This is a genomic window from Nonomuraea aridisoli, from assembly GCF_003236395.1.
In the GTDB taxonomy this organism is placed as follows: domain Bacteria; phylum Actinomycetota; class Actinomycetes; order Streptosporangiales; family Streptosporangiaceae; genus Nonomuraea; species Nonomuraea aridisoli.
Genome location: NZ_POUD01000032.1, coordinates 17,234 through 40,979, shown reverse-complemented (window position 1 = coordinate 40,979; position 23,746 = coordinate 17,234). Strand labels below are relative to the sequence as shown.

General features: G+C 68.1%; 24 protein-coding genes and 1 pseudogene. 10 read left to right on the top strand and 15 right to left on the bottom strand.

The window, feature by feature from the left end; all coding sequences use genetic code 11:
• Window positions 1–64 precede the first annotated feature (64 nt).
• The 5 genes from C1J01_RS10945 to C1J01_RS10935 are packed head-to-tail and all read right to left on the bottom strand — an operon-like array spanning window position 65 to window position 3,409.
• On the bottom strand, window positions 65–829 hold the full coding sequence (locus tag C1J01_RS10945) for a hypothetical protein (protein ID WP_220039844.1): 765 nt from the start codon (window positions 827–829) through the stop codon (window positions 65–67).
• On the bottom strand, window positions 799–933 hold the full coding sequence (locus C1J01_RS53010) for a hypothetical protein (RefSeq protein ID WP_268958649.1): 135 nt from the start codon (window positions 931–933) through the stop codon (window positions 799–801). Before C1J01_RS53010 ends, C1J01_RS10945 begins: the two co-directional genes overlap by 31 nt.
• Window positions 930–1,064: a hypothetical protein gene (locus C1J01_RS53005; RefSeq protein ID WP_268958648.1), complete on the bottom strand. Its 135-nt coding sequence runs from the start codon at window positions 1,062–1,064 to the stop codon at window positions 930–932. Before C1J01_RS53005 ends, C1J01_RS53010 begins: the two co-directional genes overlap by 4 nt.
• Before the next feature lie 58 nt (window positions 1,065–1,122).
• Entirely contained in the window at window positions 1,123–1,797 is a 675-nt protein-coding gene (locus C1J01_RS10940) for a GAP family protein (RefSeq protein WP_111178824.1), read from the bottom strand.
• Window positions 1,790–3,409 (bottom strand): SulP family inorganic anion transporter, encoded by a 1,620-nt coding sequence (locus C1J01_RS10935; protein WP_111178823.1) that lies wholly within the window; start codon window positions 3,407–3,409, stop codon window positions 1,790–1,792. Before C1J01_RS10935 ends, C1J01_RS10940 begins: the two co-directional genes overlap by 8 nt.
• 249 nt (window positions 3,410–3,658) lie before the next feature.
• Here C1J01_RS10935 and C1J01_RS10930 point away from each other — a divergent pair, with 249 nt between their 5' ends.
• From C1J01_RS10930 to C1J01_RS10920, 3 genes are all read left to right on the top strand, one after another.
• Complete coding sequence (locus C1J01_RS10930) at window positions 3,659–5,413, top strand: SulP family inorganic anion transporter (RefSeq protein ID WP_181448686.1); 1,755 nt, start codon at window positions 3,659–3,661, stop codon at window positions 5,411–5,413.
• A gap of 83 nt (window positions 5,414–5,496) precedes the next feature.
• Window positions 5,497–7,299, top strand: a complete 1,803-nt coding sequence (locus C1J01_RS10925; RefSeq protein WP_111178821.1) for an alkyl/aryl-sulfatase — start codon at window positions 5,497–5,499, stop codon at window positions 7,297–7,299.
• A 355-nt stretch (window positions 7,300–7,654) separates the two neighbouring features.
• On the top strand, window positions 7,655–9,010 hold the full coding sequence (locus C1J01_RS10920; RefSeq protein ID WP_235854373.1) for a sensor histidine kinase: 1,356 nt from the start codon (window positions 7,655–7,657) through the stop codon (window positions 9,008–9,010).
• A 36-nt stretch (window positions 9,011–9,046) separates the two neighbouring features.
• On the opposite strand, the gene C1J01_RS10915 is transcribed toward C1J01_RS10920, so the two are convergent.
• Both C1J01_RS10915 and C1J01_RS10910 read right to left on the bottom strand, forming a co-directional pair.
• A complete protein-coding gene (locus C1J01_RS10915; RefSeq protein WP_146615544.1) occupies window positions 9,047–9,547 on the bottom strand; it encodes a DUF6114 domain-containing protein in 501 nt (166 codons plus the stop codon).
• A gap of 61 nt (window positions 9,548–9,608) precedes the next feature.
• Complete coding sequence (locus C1J01_RS10910) at window positions 9,609–10,256, bottom strand: DUF6230 family protein (protein WP_146615543.1); 648 nt, start codon at window positions 10,254–10,256, stop codon at window positions 9,609–9,611.
• 30 nt (window positions 10,257–10,286) lie between these two features.
• Here C1J01_RS10910 and C1J01_RS10905 point away from each other — a divergent pair, with 30 nt between their 5' ends.
• Together C1J01_RS10905 and C1J01_RS10900 are read left to right on the top strand one after the other, a co-directional pair.
• Window positions 10,287–11,177, top strand: coding sequence for a Tn3 family transposase (locus C1J01_RS10905; protein WP_220039843.1), 891 nt, complete (start codon window positions 10,287–10,289; stop codon window positions 11,175–11,177).
• 315 nt (window positions 11,178–11,492) lie between these two features.
• Complete coding sequence (locus C1J01_RS10900) at window positions 11,493–12,020, top strand: DUF1214 domain-containing protein (protein WP_220039842.1); 528 nt, start codon at window positions 11,493–11,495, stop codon at window positions 12,018–12,020.
• Window positions 12,021–12,032: 12 nt separating this feature from the next.
• On the opposite strand, the gene C1J01_RS10895 is transcribed toward C1J01_RS10900, so the two are convergent.
• From C1J01_RS10895 to C1J01_RS10880, 5 genes and pseudogenes are all read right to left on the bottom strand, one after another.
• The gene (locus tag C1J01_RS10895) at window positions 12,033–12,341 is read right to left on the bottom strand and encodes a hypothetical protein (protein WP_235854375.1); all 309 of its coding nucleotides are present in this window, start codon (window positions 12,339–12,341) and stop codon (window positions 12,033–12,035) included.
• Window positions 12,342–12,360: 19 nt separating this feature from the next.
• Window positions 12,361–12,489: pseudogene (locus C1J01_RS52020) on the bottom strand (recombinase family protein); the annotation flags it as partial.
• Window positions 12,490–12,501: 12 nt separating this feature from the next.
• Window positions 12,502–13,119, bottom strand: coding sequence for a DUF6262 family protein (locus C1J01_RS10890; RefSeq protein ID WP_220039841.1), 618 nt, complete (start codon window positions 13,117–13,119; stop codon window positions 12,502–12,504).
• Window positions 13,116–15,653 (bottom strand): tyrosine-type recombinase/integrase, encoded by a 2,538-nt coding sequence (locus tag C1J01_RS10885; protein WP_111178816.1) that lies wholly within the window; start codon window positions 15,651–15,653, stop codon window positions 13,116–13,118. The genes C1J01_RS10890 and C1J01_RS10885 overlap by 4 nt, the downstream gene beginning before the upstream one ends.
• A complete protein-coding gene (locus C1J01_RS10880; protein WP_220039840.1) occupies window positions 15,650–16,804 on the bottom strand; it encodes a tyrosine-type recombinase/integrase in 1,155 nt (384 codons plus the stop codon). Before C1J01_RS10880 ends, C1J01_RS10885 begins: the two co-directional genes overlap by 4 nt.
• 210 nt (window positions 16,805–17,014) lie before the next feature.
• Between C1J01_RS10880 and C1J01_RS10875 the strand changes: the two genes are divergently transcribed.
• Window positions 17,015–17,224: a hypothetical protein gene (locus tag C1J01_RS10875; protein ID WP_146615542.1), complete on the top strand. Its 210-nt coding sequence runs from the start codon at window positions 17,015–17,017 to the stop codon at window positions 17,222–17,224.
• A 120-nt stretch (window positions 17,225–17,344) separates the two neighbouring features.
• Here the strand turns inward: C1J01_RS10875 and C1J01_RS10870 are convergent, their stop codons facing one another.
• Entirely contained in the window at window positions 17,345–18,985 is a 1,641-nt protein-coding gene (locus C1J01_RS10870) for a hypothetical protein (protein WP_146615541.1), read from the bottom strand.
• Between the two features lie 534 nt (window positions 18,986–19,519).
• Between C1J01_RS10870 and C1J01_RS49040 the strand changes: the two genes are divergently transcribed.
• From C1J01_RS49040 to C1J01_RS10855, 3 genes are all read left to right on the top strand, one after another.
• Window positions 19,520–19,768, top strand: a complete 249-nt coding sequence (locus C1J01_RS49040; protein ID WP_146615540.1) for a hypothetical protein — start codon at window positions 19,520–19,522, stop codon at window positions 19,766–19,768.
• Window positions 19,769–19,832: 64 nt separating this feature from the next.
• Window positions 19,833–20,582, top strand: coding sequence for a ParA family protein (locus tag C1J01_RS10860; protein WP_111178812.1), 750 nt, complete (start codon window positions 19,833–19,835; stop codon window positions 20,580–20,582).
• Window positions 20,579–21,598 (top strand): ParB/RepB/Spo0J family partition protein, encoded by a 1,020-nt coding sequence (locus tag C1J01_RS10855; RefSeq protein WP_111178811.1) that lies wholly within the window; start codon window positions 20,579–20,581, stop codon window positions 21,596–21,598. Before C1J01_RS10860 ends, C1J01_RS10855 begins: the two co-directional genes overlap by 4 nt.
• Before the next feature lie 110 nt (window positions 21,599–21,708).
• On the opposite strand, the gene C1J01_RS10850 is transcribed toward C1J01_RS10855, so the two are convergent.
• Both C1J01_RS10850 and C1J01_RS52015 read right to left on the bottom strand, forming a co-directional pair.
• A complete protein-coding gene (locus tag C1J01_RS10850) occupies window positions 21,709–21,996 on the bottom strand; it encodes a hypothetical protein (protein WP_111178809.1) in 288 nt (95 codons plus the stop codon).
• 339 nt (window positions 21,997–22,335) lie between these two features.
• Window positions 22,336–22,722, bottom strand: coding sequence for an HU family DNA-binding protein (locus tag C1J01_RS52015; RefSeq protein WP_181448685.1), 387 nt, complete (start codon window positions 22,720–22,722; stop codon window positions 22,336–22,338).
• Between the two features lie 490 nt (window positions 22,723–23,212).
• On the opposite strand from C1J01_RS52015, the gene C1J01_RS49730 reads away from it, so the two are divergent.
• The gene (locus C1J01_RS49730) at window positions 23,213–23,665 is read left to right on the top strand and encodes a single-stranded DNA-binding protein (protein ID WP_181448684.1); all 453 of its coding nucleotides are present in this window, start codon (window positions 23,213–23,215) and stop codon (window positions 23,663–23,665) included.
• The last annotated feature ends 81 nt before the right edge of the window (window positions 23,666–23,746 follow it).

The window sequence follows — 23,746 nt, the reverse complement described above, 5'->3', positions numbered from 1 at the left end:
CGCCGACCGCCTTGACCGCCTCGCGCTTCTCCTTGAAGGAGACGGTCTTTGGCGACATCGGATATCACAACGCTCCGAACGTCTCGCGGTTCGGTGGCGACCAGATGATCGAAACGATGTGGAGGGCTGCCGTCGCGAGATGTTCGTCGCCGTCGATTCGGGCCCGTTCTGCCGCCCGCCCGGGGGTGATGCCGCGGGTGCAGAGCCGCCAGGTGGTGTCGGCGTCGAGTTCGAGGTGTGCGGCGGGCTGGGGATGTGGCCGGTGGTGCAGCTCCCAGCGCCCCGGGTTGCGGATGCAGGTCCAGATGCCACCGCCGGGTCCGGTCACGCTCACCTGGACAGCGACGCCGGGCGGGGCGGCGATGTCGCGCAGCGTGTGGGGCAGGGCCCGCAGGAAAGTGTCGATGACCGGGCCGAGGTAGCGTGACTCGGTGAGTCCGGCCCGCCCGGTGGCCTCGCAGATCTGCTGCTGGTGGGTCCAGTACTCGGTGTATTCGCGGGCAACGTCCAGCCAGTAGGGGGTGCGGCCCGGCGCCGGCCCAGCGCACCGGGCCGCCGAGAGCGTCCACGCCGATGGTCCGCCAGAACGCACGATCTGGTCGCCGAAGGTTGAGAGCAGGTCGATGAGCATCGGCGGGCTGATGCGGCGGACGGCGATCACCCACTCCTCGTTGATCCGGTCGAGAAAGCCGGGGAAGGCTTCACCCTCTGCGGGATGCAGGACATGAAAGCCGTCGCGGTGGATGGACAGGCGTCCGATATGCTCGCCGAGCACGTGCGCGGCAACGTCTTTGACGTTCAGCCCGGACAGATTGTTGGCCGGTTCCACTCCTCGGCGTCGAGTTGGCGCAGCAACTCGATGAACGCGTCTTGCTGTTCGGCGAGCACGGGCCGCACGTCGATGGCGGGTCCCAGCCAGGAGGTGTCGGTCATCGTTTCGCCTCGTGTTCTGCGCTGGTGGTGCGGCGGGCGAAGTCGGCGGCGGCGCAGACGGTCCGGCTGCCGGCTTGGGAACATCCTCCCAGCATGGGGAAGCGGGCTTCCTGTTCGAAGAACTGCAGCATGAGGGCGGAGACTCAGGCGGTTAGCGCCGGTCTAAGGCTAGGCGGGATCGTCCGGGTGTCAGGTCAGCAGGGCGCGTAGGCCTTTGGCGAGGAACAGCACGGCGAACACCAGAACCAGCAGCAACGTGAGGGCGCTGTTGTGCTGGATCAGCCAGCCGCGCATCCGCTGGAGCCGCTGTTCGCCGCCGCCGCTGAGCGCGGTGGCGTAGGGGGCGAGCACGCCGAGGCTGCCGATGACGACGAACACGGCCGCGAGGATGAGCTGCCTGCCGAACGGCAAGGGTTCATGGGATGCGGCGATGGCGCCGCCGGCCAGGGAGGCGAGGTTGACCGGGTTGACCACGATGAGCATGGCCGCCACGCCCACGATCTTGGGTGGAGTCATGGTGTCCATGGCGGCGATCCAGCGAGGCACCTCGGGGTCCTTGCCCTGCTTGCGGCGGGCCGCCCTGCGGATGCCGGCGAAAACCATCAGGAAAAGGAAAACGCCGATGATCACGCTGATCCAGCCGACCCAATCGGGTCTGGCATGACCGGTGACACCGACCGCGCCCAGCAGGGCGATCAGGACCAGCAGCACGACCCAGCTCATGATCAGCCAGGTGGCCTCGAACACCAGCGCCTTGGCACGGCCGTTCGCGCTGATCAGCAGGGCGACGACGGCCACGACGGGGAACGGTGAGACGATCAGGCCCAGCGTGTAGGGCAGCATGTCGGCGAACGCCTTACCCATGGTCACTCTCCCGGTAGGCCGCGGCCGCGGCCTCGTTGGAGTCGTAGTAGGTGAGCCCGGTCAAACCGTAGTGGTCCAGCAGGCGGCGCAGGCCGGTGGTGGCGCGGGAGACGGCGAAGGTGACGCCGCGCTCGCGCAGCATGTCCGTGGTCTCACGCAGGGCTTGGGCGCCGGTGGTGTCGACGTCGGTGACGGCCTCGGCGTCCAGGACGATCCACCGGGCGCCCTGGTCGGCCAGGCGGGTGATCTCGGATTTGAAGGTGCCGGCGTTGGCGAAGAACAGCTGACTCTCGAAGCGGTAAACGACCAGCGGGCCACCGGCCGGGCCTCGGACGTAGCGGCCGTGCTCGCCGGGGCGCAGGGTGGCGGTGCTGGGCCGGGAGGCGCGCCGTACGACGTCCACCGCCGACAGCAGGAAGGCGATGATGACCGCGGTGAGCGAGCCGAGCACCGGCACGCCGAGCAGGCACACCGCGGCGATCCAGAACTCCGAGCGGCGCAGCCGCCACAACTCGGCCAGCTTGCGCACGTCGATGAGCCGGATGACGGCGACGGCGACGATCCCGGCCAGGGCGGTGTTGGGCAGGTAGGCGAGCACGCCGGAGAAGAACGCGACCAGAACGGCGACCACGATCGCGCAGACGGCGCTGGGAATTTGGGAGCGGGAGCCGGTGGCGTCCATGGCGGCGGTGCGCGAAGCGCTGGAGCCGACGGTCATCGACTGGGTGAACCCGGCGGCGACGTTGGCCAGGCCGAACGCGCGCAGCTCGGTGTTGGCGTCGAGAGGGTAGCCGTGCTGTTCGGCGTAGCGGCGGGCGGTGAGCAACCCGTCGGCCAGGGTGACGGCGCAGATGGCGATGGCGCCGGGAACCAGCGCGGCCCACTGGCCGAGCGTGACCTGCGGCCAGTGCGGGACGGGCAGCCCTGACGGGACGTGGCCGAGAACCGACACACCGCGGGTGTCAAGGCCGGCCCACGCCACGACCGCTGCGGCGGCCACCAGCGCGATCAGTGGGCCCGGCAGCGCAGGAAAGAACCTGCGCAGGACGACGATCACCACCATGGTCGCGACCCCCACGACGACGCTCCACAGATGCGCCTGCGGAATCCTGGTGACGGTCTCCCACAGCTTCGGGAAGAACCGCTCGGCGCTGGTGTGGATGCCGAGGATCTTCTCGACCTGGCTGGTGAGAATTTCGACGGCCAGCCCGGCGATGAAGCCGACCAGGACCGGTTCGGACAGGAAGTTGGCCAGGAAACCCAGCTTGAAGGCGTAGAACAGCAGGAACACCGCAGCGCAGACGAGCGCCTGGGCGTAGGCCAGTTCGGCGTACTGCGGGCTGCCAGGGCGGGCGGCGATCGCGACCAGTAGGGAGGCGATGAGGGCGGCGATGGGCGCATCAGGGCTGGCGACGAGCTGACGGGAGGAGCACAGCAGCGCGAACACCAGCATCGGCACGATGGCGGCGTACAGGCCGACGACCGGCGGCAGCCCCGCGATTTGTGCGTAGCCGATGTTGAGCGGGATGGCCAGCGCCGCCAGCGTGACCCCAGCGGTGATTTCTCTGGGCCAGTTCAGCGGGCCCCTGATGCCCGCGGCGAACCAGGTCACGGTAGCAGCCCGCCCAACCGCCTGCCGGTGACCGGTAGCACGACCATCACCGCCAAGGCAGGGCTAGGCCGATCGCCACGGACACGGCGCAAGGCAGCGGTTCCCCGAGAACCACACCGTACCACTCCTCCCACTCGCGACTGGCGTACCCCTTTTGACCAGGGATGATGCTTGACGATCTCGCGGGCTTCCTCTGGCCCGGGCTTGGCTACGAACCAGGGATCGGTCGCAGGAGGGGAGGCAGCGGGGGTGAGTTGGTCCGCCGTCCCCGGCTGGGCGGCGCTGCGCGGCTACCGGCGCGCGTGGCTGCGCCCGGACCTGCTGGCGGCGCTGTCGCTGTGGGCGGTGCTGGTGCCGCAGGCGTTCGCGTATGCGCAGCTGGCCGGGCTGCCGGCGGCGTCGGGCCTGTACACCGCGCTCGGCGCGATGATCGGGTATGCGTTCTTCGGCGGGAGCCGTCTGCTGAACGTCGGCCCGGAGTCGTCGGTGGCGATCGTGGTGGCCGGCGCGCTCGCCACTGTCCCAGGCAGTGAGCATCCCGTCATGGCGGCACAGCTCGCGCTGCTGATCGCGGTCTTCCTGATGATCGGGTACGTGGCGCGCGCCGGCGTGCTGATGCGGCTGCTGTCCACTCCCGTGCTGACCGGCTACCTGGCCGGGTCCGGCGTGGTGATCATCGCCAGCCAGCTGAGCAAGGCGACCGGCATCAGCGCGAGCGGCACGCCTGTCGCCAAAGCCGTCGCTGTGCTGCTCAGCCTTTCGGACGTGAACGTGTGGGCTCTCGGATGCGCGCTCCTGACCGCCGCGGGCGTCCTGCTGATCGGCCACTACGCCCCGCGCCTGCCCGGCCCACTGATCGTGCTCATTGTGGCGACCGCCGCCGTGGCCCTGGCCGGGCTCGACGACCGCCTGGACGTCCTCGGCCCGGCCGTGGGCGGGCTGCCGATGCCGAGCCTGCCCTGGACCGGCCTGACCAACCCCCTGGCCGGCACGGTGCAGCTGATCGGCCCGGCCTTGAGCATCGCCCTGCTCGTCTACGCCAGCAGCGTGCTCACCGCGCGGGCCATGGCAGCCAAGGAGGGCAAGGACGTCGATGCGCAGCAGGAGTTCCTCGGGCTGGCCGCGGCCAACGCCGCTGCTGGGCTGCTGGGCGGCTTCCCCGCCAACGGCAGCGACTCGCGCAGCGCCCTGCTGGCCGGCTCGGGCGCGCGGACCCGGATGGCCGGGCTCGGCGCCGCGGCGGCCGTGGTGCTCACCTTGCTGGTGCTGATGCCGCTGATCCGGGACATGCCCCAGGCCGCGCTCGGCGCGGTCATCATCCTCACCGCGGCCCGGCTGGTGGACCTGGCCGCCTTGCGCAGGCTGTGGCGGATCCACCGCACCGACTTCGTGCTGGCGGCCCTCACCGCGCTGGGCGTGCTGGCCTTCGGCGTGCTCCAGGGCATCGTCGTCGGGGTGGTCGTCTCGCTGCTGGAGGTGCTGCGCCGCGCAGTCATGCCCTACACGGCCGTCCTCGGCCGGACCGGGGAGGAACACGCCTACCGTGACGTCGCCCACCATCGCGACGCCGAGACGCTGCCCGGGCTGGTGGTCTACCGCTTCGACGCGCCGCTGTTCTTCGCCAACGCCGACGTGCTCCGCACCGAACTGCAGCGCCTGGTGACCGACGCCGACCCGCCGGTGCGGCAGATCGTCGTCGACGCCGAAGCCGTCTACGACATGGACACCACCGGCGCCGAAGTGCTGCACCGCGTCGTCGACGACTGCGACCGGGCCGGCGTTGGGCTGGCGCTCGCCCGCACCCGCACCTCAGTGCGGGCGCTCATGCACGATACCGGCCTGCACCAGCGCATCCGGCTCTACGACCGGGTGGCCGAGGCGGTCGCCGCCTACCGCACGGAGCATCCCGAGCTGCAGCCGGTGGTACGTCCGGCGCATCCGCACCGCCGCAGCGTCCTCGACCGGCTGCGCGCTCTGCTGGCCACGCGAAGGTCAGGCACCTAGCACCCCGGCGCACAAGCGGGAGACGTGCTCTTCCTTGACCCTTTTCTTGCCTTATCGAAGTCGGTCGCGGGCAGCAGCGTCGCATGGCAGACCTTCCCTTTCACGATCGAACTGACTTCGACAACGCCGAGCGCGGCTTTGTCGCGAAGCTAACCCCCGCAGTGGTCAAGGCCGCCGACGGCAAAGTCATCTGGGATAACGATTCCTACGATTTCCTCGACGCCGACTGCCCTCCCACCGCGCACCCGAGCCTGTGGCGGCAGGCACAACTGTGCGCCAAGCAGGGGCTGTTCGAGGTGACCGACGGCATCTACCAGGTGCGCGGCCTGGACCTGTCCAACATGACCCTCGTGGAAGGGCAACGCGGCGTCATTGTCGTCGACCCGCTCATCTCCACCGAATGCGCCGCCGCCGCGCTGCGGCTCTACCGCGACCATCGCGGGGACCGCCCGGTCACCGGTCTCATCTACACCCATTCCCACGCCGACCACTTCGGCGGCGCTCGCGGAGTCACCGACGGCGACGGCATCCCCGTCATCGCCCCCGCTCATTTCATGGAACACGCCGTCTCCGAGAACGTCTACGCCGGCACCGCCATGAACCGCCGCGCCCTGTACATGTACGGCCAGCTCCTGCCCCGTACCCCGGAAGGGCAGCTCGGCTGCGGGCTCGGCATGGGCACCTCATCGGGGACCGTCTCGCTCATCCCGCCCACCCTCGACATCACCCATACCGGCCAGGAGGAGACGGTCGACGGCGTACGCATCGTCTTCCAGCTCACCCCCGGCACCGAGGCCCCGGCGGAGATGAATTTCCTGTTCCCCAACCGCCGCGCCCTGTGCATGGCCGAGAACGCCACCCACAACCTGCACAACGTGCTCACCCTGCGCGGCGCGCTGGTCCGCGACACCCGCATCTGGTCCCGCTACCTGACCGAGGCCATCGCACTGTTCGCCGACCACGCGGACGTCGCCTTCGCCTCCCACCACTGGCCCACCTGGGGCAAAGACAGCATCGTCACCTTCCTGACCCAGCAGCGCGACCTGTATGCCTACCTGCACGACCAGACCCTGCGCATGCTGAACCGCGGCATGACCGGCAGCGAGATCGCCGAGGCCATGCAGATGCCGCCCGCCCTGGAGGCGGCCTGGCACACCCACGGCTACTACGGCTCGGTCAGCCACAACGTCAAAGCGATCTACCAGCGCTACCTGGGCTGGTTCGACGGCAACCCGGTCCACCTGTGGGAACACCCGCCGGTGGAGCAGGCGCGCCGCTACGTCGAATGTCTCGGCGGCACCTCGGCTGTGGTCCGGCTGGCCGAACGCTACATCGGAGAGGGCGACCTGCGCTTCGCCGCCACCCTGCTCAACCACGCGGTGTTCGCCGACCAGGACAACGCCCAGGCCCGGAACATGCTGGCCCAGGTCTACACCCGGATGGGGCACGGCGCGGAGAACGCCACCTGGCGCAACTTCTACCTGACCGGCGCCATGGAGCTGACCGGCCACCCCTCGGCGGGCATGACCAAAACCACCTCGCCGGACATGCTCCGCGCGCTCACCCCGGAGCAGATCTTCGACTCCGTCGCCATCCGCGTGCACGGCCCACGCGCCTGGAACGAGCGCTTCACCATTGACTGGCACCTCACCGACACCGGTAAACACCACCGGACCACGATGTCCAACGGCGCCCTGATCCACCAGGAGTCACCGTCGGGCGACGGGGCGGACCTGACGCTGCGCCTGACCAGGCAGCGGCTCCTGGGCCTGCTCAACGGAGAGGGCACCGACGGCCTCGACCACGACGGCGACATGGCCGTTTTGCAACGGCTGCACGCCGTCCTGGAAGACCCCACACCGGACTTCGCCATCGTCACGCCTTGACCGCTGCCGTCGTCGAACGCAAGCAGCACCGCAAGATCGATCTGCGCGGCCCACCAGTATGAGGGCCATGGGCGAGGCCGGCAGCGCGCTGTGGGTACGCCCTCATCCGCGTGTCGGCTGACCCGATCGATCCTGTTGGCCTCACCTGGCCTGCGGTGCGGGGCGCGGTACGGCCGGCCGGACAAGATGCTGCGCCCGGAACGTTCACCAGGAACTCCCTGCCATTACGCACCACGTGCAGGTTTGGACCGGTGTTGGCTTAATTCGGTCTATTGATCTCCAACGCCCTCTCAAACGCATATCTAGCCTGGTCGCAGGGGGTGAAGGGGCGATGAGGCCATGGCGTGATTGGCCGGTGCGGGCCCGGCTCACTCTGCTGGCCGCGATCGTGATGACCCTCCTGTGCGCAGGCCTCAGCGCGCTGATTGTGACGAGCATCCACAGCGAGCGGAGCACGGAACTCAATCGCCGTAACCACGACGCGAACATGCGCACAGCCGGTCTCCTCGCCCGCGGCCAGCTGACCCCGGTACACACCGAGCGCGGAATCGCCGCCCTCCAGGTGATCGACCCCGCCGGCCGGATCGTGTCGGCCAGCGCGAACATGCGGGGACGGCCACCGATGGCCTTCTTCGTCCCGACGGAAGAACGCATGGGCCGGATGGAAACCCTATGCCACATGCGCGACTTCGCCGGCACTTGCATGCTCGTCTCCGTCCAGCGCGTCCCCAGACGGGACGGCGATTGGATCATCTACTCGGCCGCCCCGGCCTACCCGTGGTACGTCAGCGGACGGCTGCTGGCCGGCGTGCTGGCCGGGTCCACACTGCTGATCGGGGTTACCGCCTTCGGCGCGTACCGCATCGTCGGCCGATCGCTCAAACCGGTCGAGGCCATCCGAGCCCATCTATGCAAGATCACCTCGACCGACCTCGGGCACCGCGTTCCAGTGCCCGCGCCGCGCGATGAGATTCAGGAATTGGCCTGCACCGTGAACCAGACCCTGGACTTGCTCCAGGCAGCCTTGCAACGCGAGCGCCGCTTCATCTCAGATGCCTCACATGACCTGCGCAGCCCCATCACCGCCATGCGCGCCCAGACGGAAGAGGCACTGCTGCACCCCGACGACGCCGACTGGCCTGCCACCGCCACCGCCACGCTGGACAGTCTGGACCGCCTGCAGGCCATCGTCACCGATCTGCTGACGCTCTCTTGTTTGGATGCCGGCGCGGCCGGTGCCGCCGCCGCGCCGGTAGACCTGGAGGATTTGATCAGCTGCGAGCTGGACCACTGCCCCCACAAGCTGAACATCATTCGCGACCTTGAGCCGGCTGTGGTCCGCGGCGACCGCCTCCAGCTCATCCGCCTGTTCACCAACCTGGTGGACAACGCCGAGCGTCACGCCGCCTGCACCGTGACCATTTCCCTGAGTGCCCAGAGCGGACAGGCCGTGCTAGTGGTGAGCGATGACGGCCCCGGCATCCCGGTCGACCAGCGCGAGCGGGTGTTCCAGCGCTTCGCCCGGCTGGACGACGCCCGCAACAAGGACACCGGCGGCACCGGGCTCGGACTGCCGATCGCCCGACAGATCGCCGAACAGCACGGCGGAACCCTCACCATCGAGGACTCCGACCAGGGCGCGCGTTTCGTCGCCCGCATCCCGCTGTACACCGCGCACCCGCGACCTCCCGCACACCAGACAGCGGGGTAGAGCCGGGCATTGCGGTCGGGCGTACGCCGACACCGCCTAACCCTTCACCCTGTCGGGTTCTCGCGGCTGCGCGGCGGGGCCGGCGTCCACCGGCTGCCCTGGATCATCGGCTGTTGTCCAGCGCCGCGCCTTCATGCGTGCAGCCAACCTTCGAACCGCGGCGAGCACGATCCGGGCATTGAGAGTGTCGAAGCGGTTGGCAGGTTGGCTGACAGGGGTCCAGGCCACCGTCAGCATGCCACCCAGCAAGCCCAGGACCATGCCGATCAGAAAGCCGCCCAGGTTGGAGTAAACGAACGACGCCATGGACAGCAGCACCGCGATCAGGCCGAGGAAGACCCGCTGGCCGGGCTGCAGCCACACGAGCACCCCCGCGATCACCATGACCAGGGCGAGCAGGTAACTGGCTCCGACCGTGCCGAACACGAGGGCCACCGGCAGCGCGTCGAGCGCGAGCGGGATGGACAGCAGCTCCGTCCCCGCCGCCACGATGAGCAAGCCGCCCCAGAACGGCCGGGAACGCCGCCACGACCTCATGATCATCCATCTTCCGGTTCGCACCACGACTTGCCTGCCGTGGGCAGGGCCCCGTTTCGTCCTAGAAGCACTCGTGCGCACCGCGCACCACTTTCAGCCCGAGGTCGGGCAGGCTGAACGTCGCCGCGGTGACGGCCCAGGCGCTCAGCCGGACGTCCCTGAGGGTGAGCGATCTGCCCTGCCCGCCGAAACTGCCGGCCGGACCCCTGACTCCGGGCACCTCGTCCAGGGTGCTGGCGTCACGGCCCAGCTCGATGTCGCGCAGGGTGGCCGCACTCTGCGCTGCGGCCACGTCGATCACCAGGTTTTCGACCGTCACCTTGTTGCCGTGCTGTCCGCCGGTGATCCTGATCGTCACCGTGCCCACCGGCGTCTTGGCGAGCACGCTCTGGCACAGGTCACTGATCACGGCTTTGCGGACGCCGGTCGCGATGACAGGGATCAGCCTGCCCTTCTTGTCCCGCACCACGTCGCCGGCCAGCGCGAAGCCCTGCCCTTGCAGCTCACCGCTGTAGATCTTGAACGTGTCGCCAGAGACCACGAACGTGGCACCGATGACACCCTGGGCCGTGGCGCCGATCAGCAGCGACGTCACCACCGCGACAGGGGCGAAGATCAAGGCGAAGCGCTTCCAGCGCACGCGTCCCTGCTCGGCCATACTTCCGCTCCACATCGCTCTGCTTCCGGATGAGTCGGTGCTGTCCGTCACAGACGGTGACATGCCGCCTCGTCGCCGAGCATGCGCGATGTCCATGACATGTGTCGATATACACGCCGGGCATCGCGGCGCTCATGCCTCACAGCTGGACAATCTTTCCGAAGTCCGGAAGAACGACTGAAGTGCTACAGCAGGCGCGAGGTCGCGCGGGCCGAGAGGTTCGACCGGCTTGACGCTGGTCAACTTCGGCCTGTTCGACCTGCTGGGGCGGCAACTGTCCCCGCGCATCCGGGACCTGGGCAAGATCACCCTTTACCGGGCCGGGCCGGGCCGAAGGCGCAGGCGGTCCCGGCGTTCCCGCTCGCCGCGCCGCTGCTGACCCGGCGGGCCAATCTCGATCTGATCGCCGCCCACTGGGACGAGCTGCTCCGGCTGGTCGGATCGCTGAAGTTCGGGCACGCCACCGCCTCCGTACTGGTCGGCAAGCTCTCGGCGTCGAGCCGGCAGAACGCCTTCGCGGCGGCGCTGAAGGAGTACAGGGCGCTGCGACGTACGATCTACGCCGCCCGGTACCTGTCCGATCCGGCCTATCGCCGTAAGATCTCCCGTCAGCTCAACAAGGGCGAGTCGCTGCACGCGCTGAAGCGGGACCTGCTGTATGCCCACGAAGGCACCATCCGCGCCCTTCACCTACAGCAGCAGACCGAACAAGCCTGGTGCCTCACCCTGGTCACCAACGCGGTGATCACCTGGACGACCGAGTACTACGGCTTGGCGGTGGAGGCGATGCGCCGATCCGGGCGTCGTATCGATGAGGAGGTCCTCGCCCACATCTCCCCGGCCCACCGCGAGAACATCAACTTCTTCGGCTCCATCGACGTCGACGGCAAGCTCGCCCAGCTCGGCCCGACCGAATACCGGCCCTTGCGTGTGCGGGACACCATCACGATCTGGGGGGTGGCCTTGTGGTAGGGGGCAGGGAAGAGCGACCCATGGCGCTCATAGACTCCAGGAAGGGGCGAGAACGACTCGGGGGACAGGCGATGCCACATTCAACTACACCCGTAATCAGATAGTGACTGGGGCGTATGTGGCTCAGGTCGGGCGGGCGGCCTACCTGTGGGGCTGGCCGCTGGTGAACCTGCACAACCGGCGCGTGTTCATGGAGCAGCTCCCGGGGCCGGGTCTGCTGGCTGGCATTGTGCCGGCGGGCCCGCCCGGCACGATCGGCATGCTGAACGACTACATCCGCCCCGAGGAACGGGTGGTCGCCTCGACGCCGACGCGGTGGTCGGCGAGCTGTTCGAGTTCCGCAACTACGGCATCCCGCTCGCCCACCACTGGTCGACCCAGCGCACCGGAGCGGCCTTCGGCACCGACTACCTGATGCGGACGGCGGTCGCCAAGTCCAACATTTTCGTCAACACGGCCAACGAGACGACCTACTACTACCAAGACCTCGACGACCAGGGCGAACGGCTCAACGGCTCACGCACCTACACCATGCACTTCGAGGCGGGACAGCTCCCCCCGGTGCGGGGCTTTTGGTCCCTGACGGTCTACAACAAGCACCACTTCTTCCACCCCAACGAGCTCGACCGCTTCTCGCTCGGCACGAAGAACAAGAACCTGGCCTACGGCCAGGACGGCTCCCTCACACTGACCGTCGGTGGCGAGGCGCCGAGCGATCCGGCACTGCATGCCAACTGGCTCCCGGCTCCCGACGAGGAGTTCACGCTCTATCTGCGCGCGTACTGGCCCGATACGTCCATCGTCGAGGGTTCATGGCAGCCGCCGGCGGTCGCGCGTAGCTGACTCTTCGGTCCACTACTCCTCGGGCTGGGCGTCTCCGAGGGTCTTGTGGACGACGCCGATGGAGAGGTTGACTCCGGCGGCGATGGTGCGGATGGATTCGCCGCGAGCGCGGCGGGCGAGGATGGCGGCGCGTTTGTCGTCGTCGACCACGGGCCGGCGGCCGCCGACCCGGCCGCGTTTGCGGGCGGCCTCCAGCCCGTTCTTGGTCTTGCGGGTGATGTCGCGGCGGCGGTCTTCGGCCAGGGCGAGGGCCAGGTCGAGGATCAGGGAGCGTTCGGTGGGTGTGCTCGCTGGCTGCGATGCCCTCCAGCACTTTGACACCGACGCCGCGCTGGAACAGGTCGTTGAGGACGATCAGTCCTTCCAGGAGGTTGCGGCCGAGGCGGTCGACCTCCTGGACGGTCAGCAGGTCGCCGTCGCGGATGTGAGACAGGGTTGTGGTGCGCCTAGGGCGGCTGACGGGGCGCAACGGCGGTCCTGGTCAGCCTGCCGCCGGCTCACCGGGCCGGCTTCCGGATCGACGATCAGCAATGGGGCTGGGCCGGTTGGTCTCCCTGAGGACCCGTCGCAGGCTGGCGCGGGCGGCCGCCAGCTCTTCTTCCAGTTCGGCGATGCGACCTTTGAGTTGCTCGTTGGCATCGGCGGCTTGCTGGTTGTCCATGGCCAGGCGCTGGTTGGCGATGGCGAGCTCGTCGATCCGCTCCGCCATGCCTTTACTGGAGATCTCCTCGAGTTGCTGGCCGAGCTGGAGTCTGAGGTTGCCGCGGAGTTTGTCCCGCTCCGCTCGCAGTTGCTTGATCTGGTCGCGGGCCAGTTCGAGGTCGGTGCGCAAGCTGGCTGGGCTGGCCGTCAGCCCAGCACGCTGCTCGTGGAGGGGGGCATCGGCCTGGCGCTTCATTGCCTGCTCGATGTGTTCGCGAACACCCTCGGCATAGACCAGCCAGGTCGAGACCTTGGCCTGCCGGGCCACCGCGGCGAAGGTGATCGGGTCCGCGGCATCGAGCATGGCGGCGATCGTGGCTCTCACGCGCTGGCGCTTGTCCAGGCTGTCACGACGACGCGCCTCACGAAGCACGTCGCCCGAGCTGCAGGGCGTCACGTAGGGTCCTCCTGCCCGGTCTGCGTGGTAGGCGTGACGACGGTCAAGGGCAGCAGCGGGCGAGACCCCGCCCGGACTTTGCGCAGGACCGCGCAGGCCTCATCCACTTCGGCCCGGCGCTCAGAAGGCAATTGCGCGAGCCGGTACCGCATCGTAGCCACCACCTCCCGATAGGCGCCGATCTGCTCGGTCAGGTTGCTGATCACGTACTCGGCGGCGTCCATCGCCTCAGCGATCTCCCGGTCGGCCCGCAGCTCGTTGATGTGCTGCTCGATGGCGGGCAGGAAGGAAGGGTCGGGACGATAGAAGCCGCAGCCGGCGCACTGAAAGCGGATCGGGCAGGACTGCCCGCCAGCCTTGACGTTGCTCGGCTCCACGCAGTTGCCGTAGGGGACCGCGACGGAGCCGCGCTCGTAGGCCAGGTCCGAGCCGAAGGGCGCCGATCTTCCTGACCGGTCAACCGAGTGGATGGCCATGGTTGTGACGGCCTCGCGCTTGCGCTTCAACGACACCTGGTAGTAGTCCATCGTGGTGGAGATCGAAGCATGATCCATTAATTCGCTGAGCACGTCCACCGGGGTTCCCGCATCCGCGTGCCGTTGCGCGTAGGAGTGCCTGAACGCGTAGGGATAGATGCGCGAGCGCTCGAACGGGAGCGGGTTGCCGTCCAAGCCGAGCCCCTCATCACGCAGTTCCGGGATCGAGGCGACCCAACTGCGCAAGATCGTCGCAACGTACGACGTGTTGATGTGCGGGACGCCAGCGGCGGCGGTGATGGCCGGGAACAGATAGTTGCGGCTGCGGTGCGGGATGTCGAGAAGAGCGCGTCGTCGCTGCCAGGAGATGATGCTCTCGGCGGTCTCGGTCGTGATCGGCAACCGCCGCCGCAGCCGCTTGCTCTTGCTGTTGTCCCAGACAAGCGAGATGTCCCCGCCGGTCGTTTCCAGGCAATCCAGCGGCAAGGAGGCCACTTCGCGCGTGCGCCGACCGGTGTCGCGGAAGGCGATGTAGATCGTCTGGCACATCACGGCGACGGCGTCGGCCGGCATGTGGCCATAGGAGATGTCCAGGCCGAGCAGGTGCTGATGGGCGTCAAGTTGCCGGATCACCGATTCGGGAACGGCGCTGCCGATCTCGTCCTCATTGACGTCCTCTTCGGGAATCGTGTGCGAGGCATGCCGGGTGAAGCCGCCGGCCAGATCAAGCAGGTCGGCCGAACGCCCGAAGTCCACCAGCTTCCAGAACACGCCGAGGAGCTGCCTGCGGTAGCGGCTGCTGTAGAGCTCGCCGCTGCTTTGTGCCGCCGTGCGGAAGCCATCCAGGATGGCGGTGGCATCGGCGAACCTCAACGTGGCGGGATCGATCCCGCCACCCGGCTGAGCGGCCAGGACCGGGGAGGCCCATGAGATCGCCTTGTGGGCCCTGTTGAACATGTGGCTGTGAGGGCGTTCGATGTCCACCCACTGGCGTAGCAGCGCCCGCAGCCAAGGCTGGGATATCGCCGTCAGGTCGACGACCCTCGGATTGACGCGCCGGCCCGAACGGGTCGGCGATTTCAGCCCGGCGGCCCGCAGATCCAGATCGTCTTTGTCGGTGGGGGCTATCCCGTGGAAGGCGTCGAAGGCAACCTGAACTGACCAGCAGATCTCCCGGGCCTTCGCCTGGGCGTTGGCATCCTGAGTACGGGACAGCGTGGTCAGCACGATGTCCCGCTGCCCTACCAGGGTGGGCAGCTCCGGCAGTTGCTGGATGATGTGCCGAATGGCCACCGGCGACAGCGGCTGCCCGAACTGGTCGCGATGTTGCAGACCATAGAGCACTTCCCTGCGGACCAGATCGGGCAGCGGCGCCAGCGAGAAACAGCAGGTGCCCAAATAGGGCGCCTGCGTCGATGTCCACGCCTGCATCTGCAGCGTCCCACCGGCGTTCCGGTTCGCGCTGGACCAACGCCGGTAGTGATAGGTGCAGAGCCCACCGCTGCTCATCAGCAGCGCCGTGCAGCCGGCGATGAGGCAGGGCGCGGTGTCCTGGAAGGGGCGCGCGATTGTGGTCGCCCACTCCTCGTAGGACATGGTCCTGGCCTTGTTGAACACATGATGGCGGTAGGAGTTGTAGTGAATCGTGCACAAGTCACCAGTGATCGCATGCCGAGTGCATTGCACCCCGTCCCAGACGATCGAACACCGCGTGACGGCGACCCCCGCCAGCGTTCGACGATTCGGCACGTGTGCGCGCAGGAAGGTTTCGCGATCCTGATCCACGATGCCGTCGAAGTCGATCCCACATCGCCGGCAGATGGCGCCGGGCCGGCCGGCGCCGAGCACAGTGGGGCAGGCCGACACCGCGCATCGGCGCAGAGCGGTGCCGCGGTTATCGACATCGCCGGTGAACAGCCACGCCTCGGCATTCCACTCTCCCGGCCTCCAGGCCGGGTTGATGTGTTCGTCAAGCCAGGACTGCCAGGCCAGGTGGTCAAACCCGAACTCGGGCCCCACCACCACCTTGGCCAGGGCCGCACCAGACCGAGCCGTCACGGCCCCTCCTGACGCGCCCGAGCCACCTTCTCCACCGCCTGGCGCTTGTCCTGATCAGTCGGATGCAAGTAGGGCTGCATCGACGCCGGCGAAACGTGGCCCAGCAGCGTCTGCACCACGTCCCGCCCGGCACCGGCACGAATCAGGCGCGTGGCGACAGTGTGGCGAAGCATATGCGGCCGGGCGACGTGCCCCGCCAACCGCGCCAGACGATCGAACAGGTCCTTGGCGTTGCGATAGGTCATGGGCCGGCCCAACGGCGCCCTGAACAGGTTGACGAACACCATGTCGCAGTCGACCGCTTGCTCGACTTCGCCGCGCTCATGCTGGTAGTCGGCATAAGCCCCCGCCAGATCCTGGTTCACGGGGATGGAGCGAGGCCGCCTCGCCTTGGCCAGCGCTCCGTTGGCGTTGTCGCGCCGGCGGCGAACATGCACGTGAGGGCCTGCCTCTCGGCAACCGAGCGCACTTGAGTTCGACAACAGATGAACATCCTCCCGGCGCAATCCCAGCGCCTCGCCGATCCGCATGCCGCTTCCCGCCAGCAGCATGACCAGGAATCGGTCACGAGCTCGGCGCGCGTGGCCCAGCATCGCCCGGATCTGCTCCTCGGTCAGCGTCTCGTAACCCGGCTCGGCCACCGAGAACCGCAGCGTCCGGGCTCTAACGGTCCGAAACTGGCCGAACTCACCGGCGTCGTAGCCAGGCGGCAGATGCCTTAAGTACTTCGGTTCCGACAGCAACGCCACGGTCTCGATCGCAACCCAGCCGTGGGAGGCGCCGACCCGCAGAAACTCGCTCATCGCAGTCAGAATCGCGTTCGCCGTGCTCTGCGAGCGGAACCGCGAAGGCCGGCCGGACGAGCGCAGCTCCGAGGCATAGGGGACAGTCACCAGCCATCCCCGGAAACGCTGCAGCGCCACAAAGCCAGGGGCTGCCCAGTCCACGCCGTGTGCCGAGCAGTACGTCAGGTACAAGGCCACTCGGCCGGCGTAGGCCCGCTCGGTGTTCGGGGATAGGTCCCTGCCTCTCAACGCCGCCAGGAACGCGCACGCCTCAGCATGCAGCGCGTACGACGCGTCAACGACGACCCACGAGACAGTTCCATCCTGCGGCGAGATCGCTCGTTCGGCACGATAAGCCTGGACCACCTCTTGAACGTAGCGTAGATGCCTGATTACTGACTGATACTTCTGAGGACAGCGTCAAGGGAAGGCTGAACCTCACATGCCTAAGGCCGGTCAGGGCCTGTAGATAACGGCCTCGTCCAGGGTGTGCATGCCGAGGGCGAGGATGGGGGAGGGGCGCGACAGCTGCTCCAGCAGCGCGCGGCGTTCGCGCAGCGGCAGCCCAGTCACGTCGTGCAGATCATCGCCGACCAGAACGCCAAAGCCACCCAGGCCGCTACCGGCCCCGCCGAGGACGCCGGCCCCGAAGACGTACTCCAGCGCCTCCTCGCCCAAATCGACGCGCTCCCCGGAACGCGCGAGGAGAAAGACCGTAAGGCGTTCATCACCGAGCAGCTTCGCACCGCAGGCCGCGCCGCCATCGACTTGCTGAAGTCCCGCTGAGCCGAACGGGGGCGCAGGGCGATGGCGATGGCGATGGTGGCCAAGGTCAGCCAGCTCGATGCTGAACCACCGTCCACCGCATCTGATCGATAGTGTGCTTGATTGAGACAGCCATGATCGTCATGGTGGCGGTGCGCAGAGCCAGCTCTCCCAGGACCGTTCATCGGACCAGGCGCTGGCGGGGACGCCCAGCTCGTCCAGAGCTCCCGGGTAGGTGTGATCGTAGGCTGCTGCCCAGGCAATGGCGATCTTCGGGCTGGCCAGCAACCAGGCAGCGGCGACGTCGTCGAGGTGCAGGATGCTCATCGCCGGCAGGGTCGGGTTCTCCTCCAGCCGGCCGGTGACCAACCCTCGGGCCAGGAGACCACGCCAGCAGCCGACCACGTCACCCTGTTCGCTGTGGGATCGGTGGAGTTCAGCTTCGTAGGCGTACAGCTGCAGGGGCAACGCCCGCTGGGTGATTCTGGCCCACACCAGCGGCATCCGTGCCAGGCGGGCGGCGGTCAGCCGGTGGGCGCCGTTGGCGCCCAAGGTGTAGAGCGGCCCGGCCGGCCCGGGAATACGCACCACACGGACGTGGTCGCCGTCCAGGTTCCAGATGCGCAAGGCCTCATCCAGCGAGTCGCCGAGCAGCGCGGCGAGCATCGCCGGGACGGTCCCGGGGCGATGGCTGGCGAAGTCGTTCCACGGCCCGGATCCGACACGGGCCACAGCGGCCGGATCGATCCAGCCGAACGTGATGGTGCTGCCCAGGCCGATCAGGTCCACCTGCCCGAGTTTGCCGTCGTGGTGGTGAGTCCCCGACAGCAACTGGTCAATGGAGGGCGCGGGAGGCTGGGCGGTGTTGAGGGCTAGCGTCCGTTCCTGCATGATGTCGGCGACGCCGGCTCCCGCGGGCCAGGCGTCCTGGACCTGCCGCATGACGGCCGCGAAACGGGCACGATGAGCCTCCTGGTGCTCTTGCCACAGCAGTTCTCCGAGCCCCTCACCAGGGGCACAGGTGTGATCATCGTCGTGGCCCCGGTGACCGGGAATCCGGCCGCCGTAGGGGAGCAGGTGATCCGGTGGCCACGGGTTCTGGCACTGCCGCTGCAGGTCGAGCGGCCGCGAAGATGGCGTGTTCCAGCTACGCAGAAGACCCGGCACCGCCTCGGGCACGGGTGCCCACCCGTCCATGACCGGGCCCAGCAGGCCATCGCCGTTGTCGAGATGGGCCTGGAAGAATCCGTTGTGCTCATGCCTGGTCAGGCTCCACCGAGACGGCTTCAGCTCACCGGCCTGCCGCCGGTGGGCCAACTCCTCGCGGATCTCGGCACGGTCGGCCAGCTTTCTGTTCAGATCGTGATCCAGATGCTGCTGGAGCTCGGTCATGCTGGGCGGCTCCGACCCGTCGGGCCCGGAGCGGCTGGCAGCCAGCTCAAGGGCGCGCTGGACGTAGAGGAGATCGGTGTAGAACTGGCCGGCTCGGTCTCGCTCGTCGACCAGGGTGAGGGTCCGTCCGTTGAGCGAGGCCAACACCACCTGCACGCCAAGCTGGAGGCGAGCTGCCAGCAGCACCCGTGCTTGCTGTTCCTCGGCATCCATCTCCGCTGGCCGATCCTGGTCTGCGCCGGGCGGGTGGCGTTCGCGGCGGTGCGACTCGACCTCGACCAGGACCAGAAGGTTGTCGACCAGTCCTGCACGCCGGTCGTCCACGGTCCCGAGCGCGAAGCGCAGCCCAGCCAAGGCGGTGAGGAGTACCAGACGCCGCAGATGAGGCACGGGGCGAGGGCGTCCATCCAGACGTTGGCAGCGATGATCAGCAGGCGCTGGACAGGATGGGCATGAGGCGGAGAGCACGTCATCAACGTCGCTTCTCGGCGCGACGAGATCAAGGGGCTTTGCGTCTCGGGCCGAGGAATCTGGCCGATGGGCCAGTGTTCAGCTACAGAGCCGATTGCCCACGGCTACCCTGGTCGCGCGGTTCGCACGAGCCGCCACAGCGCGGGACCTGTCCCCGCGCGAGGCCGCCGACCTCACCGCAAAACCGATCAAGCCGGTCGGGCCTGTTACCCGGCACCTTCCAACCGCCGGGGCAGACCAGCACACGCTCGTTGGCGCAACCGCGAACACGCCCACCCCCCACCCGCACCAAAGCGGTCAGGTGGAAAGACCTCATCAACACCGGCACCCGCCTCGACCCCGACACCCATCAAACGCCTCGACGCCGCCTGCGAACGCACCGGCCTGGGCGTCCAAGGCATCTGGGAACAAGCGATCAACTACTACTGCGACCAGATCGGCATCCCCGCGCAGATGCCGGAGCACGCCGAGACGGCCATCCCACGCCCCAGCGAGCCAACAGCCGACCCCGAATTGCTCAAGCTCGTCACCGCGCGCCTCACTCCGAACACCAACCGCCGCCTCGTCGCCGGCTGCCACCAGCAAGAGCAGGGGGCCAGGACTTCATCCCCGACGCGCTCAACGCCTGGTTCGACCACGTCGGCATTCCTGACGCTTCCTGACACGCCCTTTCTCGGAGCTGACGACCCGGTGATCATCTGAGAGAGTGGACGAGTCCGAAGTACCGGCCCACGGGCCGGGAAGCACACGGAAGAACGGAGCCACCGTGGCGAAAGCCAAGGTCCACGTCGTCCTCAGCCAAAAGGGCGGCGTCGGGAAATCCACCAGCGCCGTACACCTCGCGGCCGTCACCGCCGACACCTCCCAAGAGCAGGACTCCACCGTCGTCCTCTCTATCGACCCGCAGGGATCGGCCGTCTGGTGGGCCGAGAGAGTCGTCGCCGTCTACGAAGAACTCCTCAAGGTCGATGAGAAGAAGGCCGCGGCGCGAGCGCTGCCATTCCACTTCGTGCAGGGCTACGACAGCCTGGACGAGCTGCGCGAACTGCCGAACTTGCCAGGCATCAAGAACATCTGGGTGGACACCCCCGGCTGGATTCCCACCGCCAACCCGGCCGCCGAGGACCCGTTCGATGACAGCGGGTTCGCCGAAGCGCTCCGGACGATCCTGTCCGTCGCCGACGACGTGCTCATCCCCATCGAGCCCGAACCGCTGGCGTTCGAGCCCACCTACAACACGATCGAGCACGTCGTGAAGCCCCGCGGGCTGCCGTACATGGTCGTCGTCAACAACTGGGACCCGCGCGACGGCGAATCGTTCCGCGACCAGACCATCGAGTTCATCGACAGCCACGGATGGAACCGCGCCAACACCGTCGTACGGCACTACCGCATCCACACCAACGCCTCCGCTGACGGGCTCGTGGTGACCACGTACCCGAAGAACCGCGTGTCGCTGGAAGCCCGGCAGGACTTCTACAAGCTGGCCCTGGAGTTCGAGAGGATGCCCCGATGACCGTCGCCGCGTCCGGCCGCCGCACCAGCCTGGCATCCCTGCGAGTGGGCGCGCTCAGCGACGCCAAGCCGAAGTGGCCCGACAAGGTCAAGTTCTCCGACATGGTTGACAACCCGGACAACCCTCGCGAGACGCTCCGTGACCTCGAGGGCCTGGCCGCCACCATCAGAGAGCGTGGCATCCTTCAGGACCTCGTGCTGGTGCCGCGCGAGAACTGGCTCAAGGCCCACCCGGAGCACGACAAGCCCATCGAGGACGGCGGCATCGGCGACAAGCCGTTCGTCATCCTCATCGGCCACCGGCGGCGCCACGCGGGCGAGCTGGCCGGCCTGGAAGAGGGGCCGGTGAAGGTCCGCGAGGATGTCGCGGGCACCTCTCGGCAAGACGCACTGATCGAGAACGTGCAACGCGACGACCTGTCTCCGCTGGAGGAGGCCCACGCGATCCGGGACCTCATGGAGGAGGAGAACCTGTCACAGGGCCGGGTGGCGACGGTCCTGGGGAAGTCGCCTGGCTGGGTGTCGCAACGGCTGGCGCTGCTCGGTCTGCGGCCTGAGCTGCAGCAGGCGCTCGCGGCTGGGGAGCTGCGGGTGGAGGACGCGCGGCGGCTGGGGAAGCTGCCGCACGAGCAGCAGATCTGGCCGGAGCCCGACCCGGACCCCGTCCCGGCGCCTCCCGCGCCGACACCTCCCGCCTCGGCCCCGGCGCCCGAGCCAGGGCCGCCGGCGGGTGGGGGAGTGGCGGCCGGTGGGGGAGTGGCTCCTCTCCGGCCGGACCCCGCTCCGAAGCCGCGGTCCCGCGTCGATGATGACCACCTGGACGAGGCAATGCGGGTGGAGGGCGCCGTCGTCCAGGTGATCACGCAGGCGGGGAACCTGCGGGCGCTTAAGCGGATAGCCGACAATCAGCCCGCGATCGGCCGCCGGATTCTGGACAGCATGGACGAGGCGATCCGGAAGCTGACGGCGGCGGCGAACGAGCTGCGCACGGATCTGGAGGGCCGCGACGGCGGCTGACCGTTTACGGCGTAAACACCTGTAGGCAGGCTATATGTAGTTCGTCTACTGGTATTTACGCCGTAAACACCAGGAGGGCGTCCGGCGAGCAAGCCGGACGCCCTCCATCGTCACAGGGGCAGGAAATCGTCCTCGTCGTCCAGCGCCTCCTGGTACGACGGGTCCTCACGGTGCCGCCAGCCGGTACACCGGCCGTTCTCGTATCCGCAGCCAGAGCACTCCGGACACACCATCCCGTGCGTCCACCCGCACCGCTCGCACATCGCCTGGTTGGCCGGGTCGGTCATGACAGCCACGGCCTCGAGCGAGGTCTCCTCGCGCCCGTCGAGCCAGCTGACGGGCCCGGCGCTGACCTCGGTGTACCTCTTGCCAGGCCGGTCCTTCATTAACTCGCGCACAGCGCGGCCCAGGTTCCGATCGTTGTGCGGCATTGTCGTCCCATCCACGGGGCGTCCCACGCACATCCCTGCCTGGTCGAGAGCGCGGCGTCAGCCAGCGCGGAAGAACCGACGGTGAGGGATACCGCCCGCCGTCGCACGACACTTCCCTCGTGGAGCGCCCCCGTCGCTGCTCCACGCGATGACGGGCTTTTCGTTCGCGTTCTCGTACTTGGCCCAGTAGCCGACATCTGCCTTGATCATTATTCTCCTTCCTGATGTGGCGGTGGGCTGGCTTGAGGCATTGCGAGGGCGCGGGCTGCCACCGCCCGCGCCCTCGCGATCCTCGTAGTCTGCTGGTCAGAGCGGCAGCCTGGTCATCGCTTCCTCGAAGTCCGACCCCATCGTCCACTTCGCCGCCCGCCTCGTCGGCAAGCGGACCTCGGCCTGCGTGGCCGGGTTACGGGCGATGCGAGCCTCGCGCTTTAGCGGCTCCCACTTCCCCCACCCGCGAATCGTGACCTCGCCACCAGCGGCGACCGTGTCCTGAATGACGGCCGGGCACGCGTCAACGATCTCGGCCACCTGCTTGTGTCCGGCGGGCACACCCGTCCGGACTCGCCACACGATGCCGTTCAGCACTTGCCGATGATCACGCCAGCGGCCACCACGCTGTGGATTCGTAGGTCGCAACAGCGGCGCGATCACTTCCCATTCCTCGTCGGTCAGCTCAAAGGGCCTGCCCATGTCATGAGGACAAGCCGGATCCAAGATCGAATCAAGTCTTTTCGGCCACTGGTCGGCGCCAACGCGTACGGCCCGGCCAGGACGCGATGCGGTGGGTCTCCTCAGACTGGCTCGACCCGCGCTGGCTCGGCTGTTCATGTTCGAGTACGTCCCCGTGTCCCCACACTCGCTTGACGTCTGGGTTTCACCGTGGCAGGCGGGGTCCTTGGCGGTGTCCCGTTTCCCGGCAGGCCGATCCTGCACCGCCGACGTCCCGTGTCCGCAACCCGGGCTCTTCCTCTACGTGCGTACCTGCGGCCTTAGGTACGTGGGTGTCGCTACGACAAGATCTTTTGCTGGCGCAAAACATCTTGTCGTAGCGACACCGCCCGGGTTGCGGCCCCGGTCCTGGCGGTGCTGTCTCTGCCTCGCCGGGACGGGCCGCCCACCAGGACAGCCCTCCACCCCGGCCAGACGAATTTCATCCGTCCACGCCCTGGGAGGCCCGCACATGGACATCCAGATCAGCATCACCGGCAGGATCGCCTACGAGCCGCGCTTCTTCCCTCCCAAGCACGACGCACCCGCCATGTGGTCGGCCAAACTGGCGGTCAACGGGCCGCCCACGCCCGGCCACGACGGATCGCCCTACATCCCCACCCGGTTCTTCGAAGTCGTCACCTACGGAGTGGCCGCGATCCGCGCGCACGAGTCCTACCGGAAGGGCCACGTCCTGGTGGTTCAGGGCGTCGACGCAGTTCCCCGCACCTTCGAGTCCAAGGACGGCGGCAAGACGGTAGTGCGCGCCGTGATCAAGGTGACCGCGACGGCGATCGGGCTGTGCTCCCGCTACACCGCGGTGCAGGAAGGCCGCACCTCCTGGCCTCCGGCCGAAGTCCCCGCTTCCCCGCGGCTGGTGCAGGGTGCCACTTCCAGTCACACCGACGTCCCCGCAGTCGCCTAGCCCGGCCCGCAGCGACCTTCAGTCTTTTCTGCTGCGCGCCCTCGGGGGCGGCGCGCAGCAGAACAGCCCACTCCCACGTGT

What these genes read in the sequence shown, in the direction of transcription:
- C1J01_RS53010 (WP_268958649.1), bottom strand. Translation starts at nt 933, where the DNA reads ATGACCGACACCTCCTGGCTGGGACCCGCCATCGACGTGCGGCCCGTG.
- C1J01_RS53005 (WP_268958648.1), bottom strand. Translation starts at nt 1,064, where the DNA reads ATGCTGCAGTTCTTCGAACAGGAAGCCCGCTTCCCCATGCTGGGAGGA.
- C1J01_RS10940 (WP_111178824.1), bottom strand. Translation starts at nt 1,797, where the DNA reads ATGGGTAAGGCGTTCGCCGACATGCTGCCCTACACGCTGGGCCTGATC.
- C1J01_RS10925 (WP_111178821.1), top strand. Translation starts at nt 5,497, where the DNA reads ATGGCAGACCTTCCCTTTCACGATCGAACTGACTTCGACAACGCCGAG.
- C1J01_RS10915 (WP_146615544.1), bottom strand. Translation starts at nt 9,547, where the DNA reads ATGAGGTCGTGGCGGCGTTCCCGGCCGTTCTGGGGCGGCTTGCTCATC.
- C1J01_RS10905 (WP_220039843.1), top strand. Translation starts at nt 10,287, where the DNA reads ATGCGCGATGTCCATGACATGTGTCGATATACACGCCGGGCATCGCGG.
- C1J01_RS49040 (WP_146615540.1), top strand. Translation starts at nt 19,520, where the DNA reads ATGCCGGAGCACGCCGAGACGGCCATCCCACGCCCCAGCGAGCCAACA.
- C1J01_RS10855 (WP_111178811.1), top strand. Translation starts at nt 20,579, where the DNA reads ATGACCGTCGCCGCGTCCGGCCGCCGCACCAGCCTGGCATCCCTGCGA.
- C1J01_RS52015 (WP_181448685.1), bottom strand. Translation starts at nt 22,722, where the DNA reads ATGGGCAGGCCCTTTGAGCTGACCGACGAGGAATGGGAAGTGATCGCG.
- C1J01_RS49730 (WP_181448684.1), top strand. Translation starts at nt 23,213, where the DNA reads ATGGACATCCAGATCAGCATCACCGGCAGGATCGCCTACGAGCCGCGC.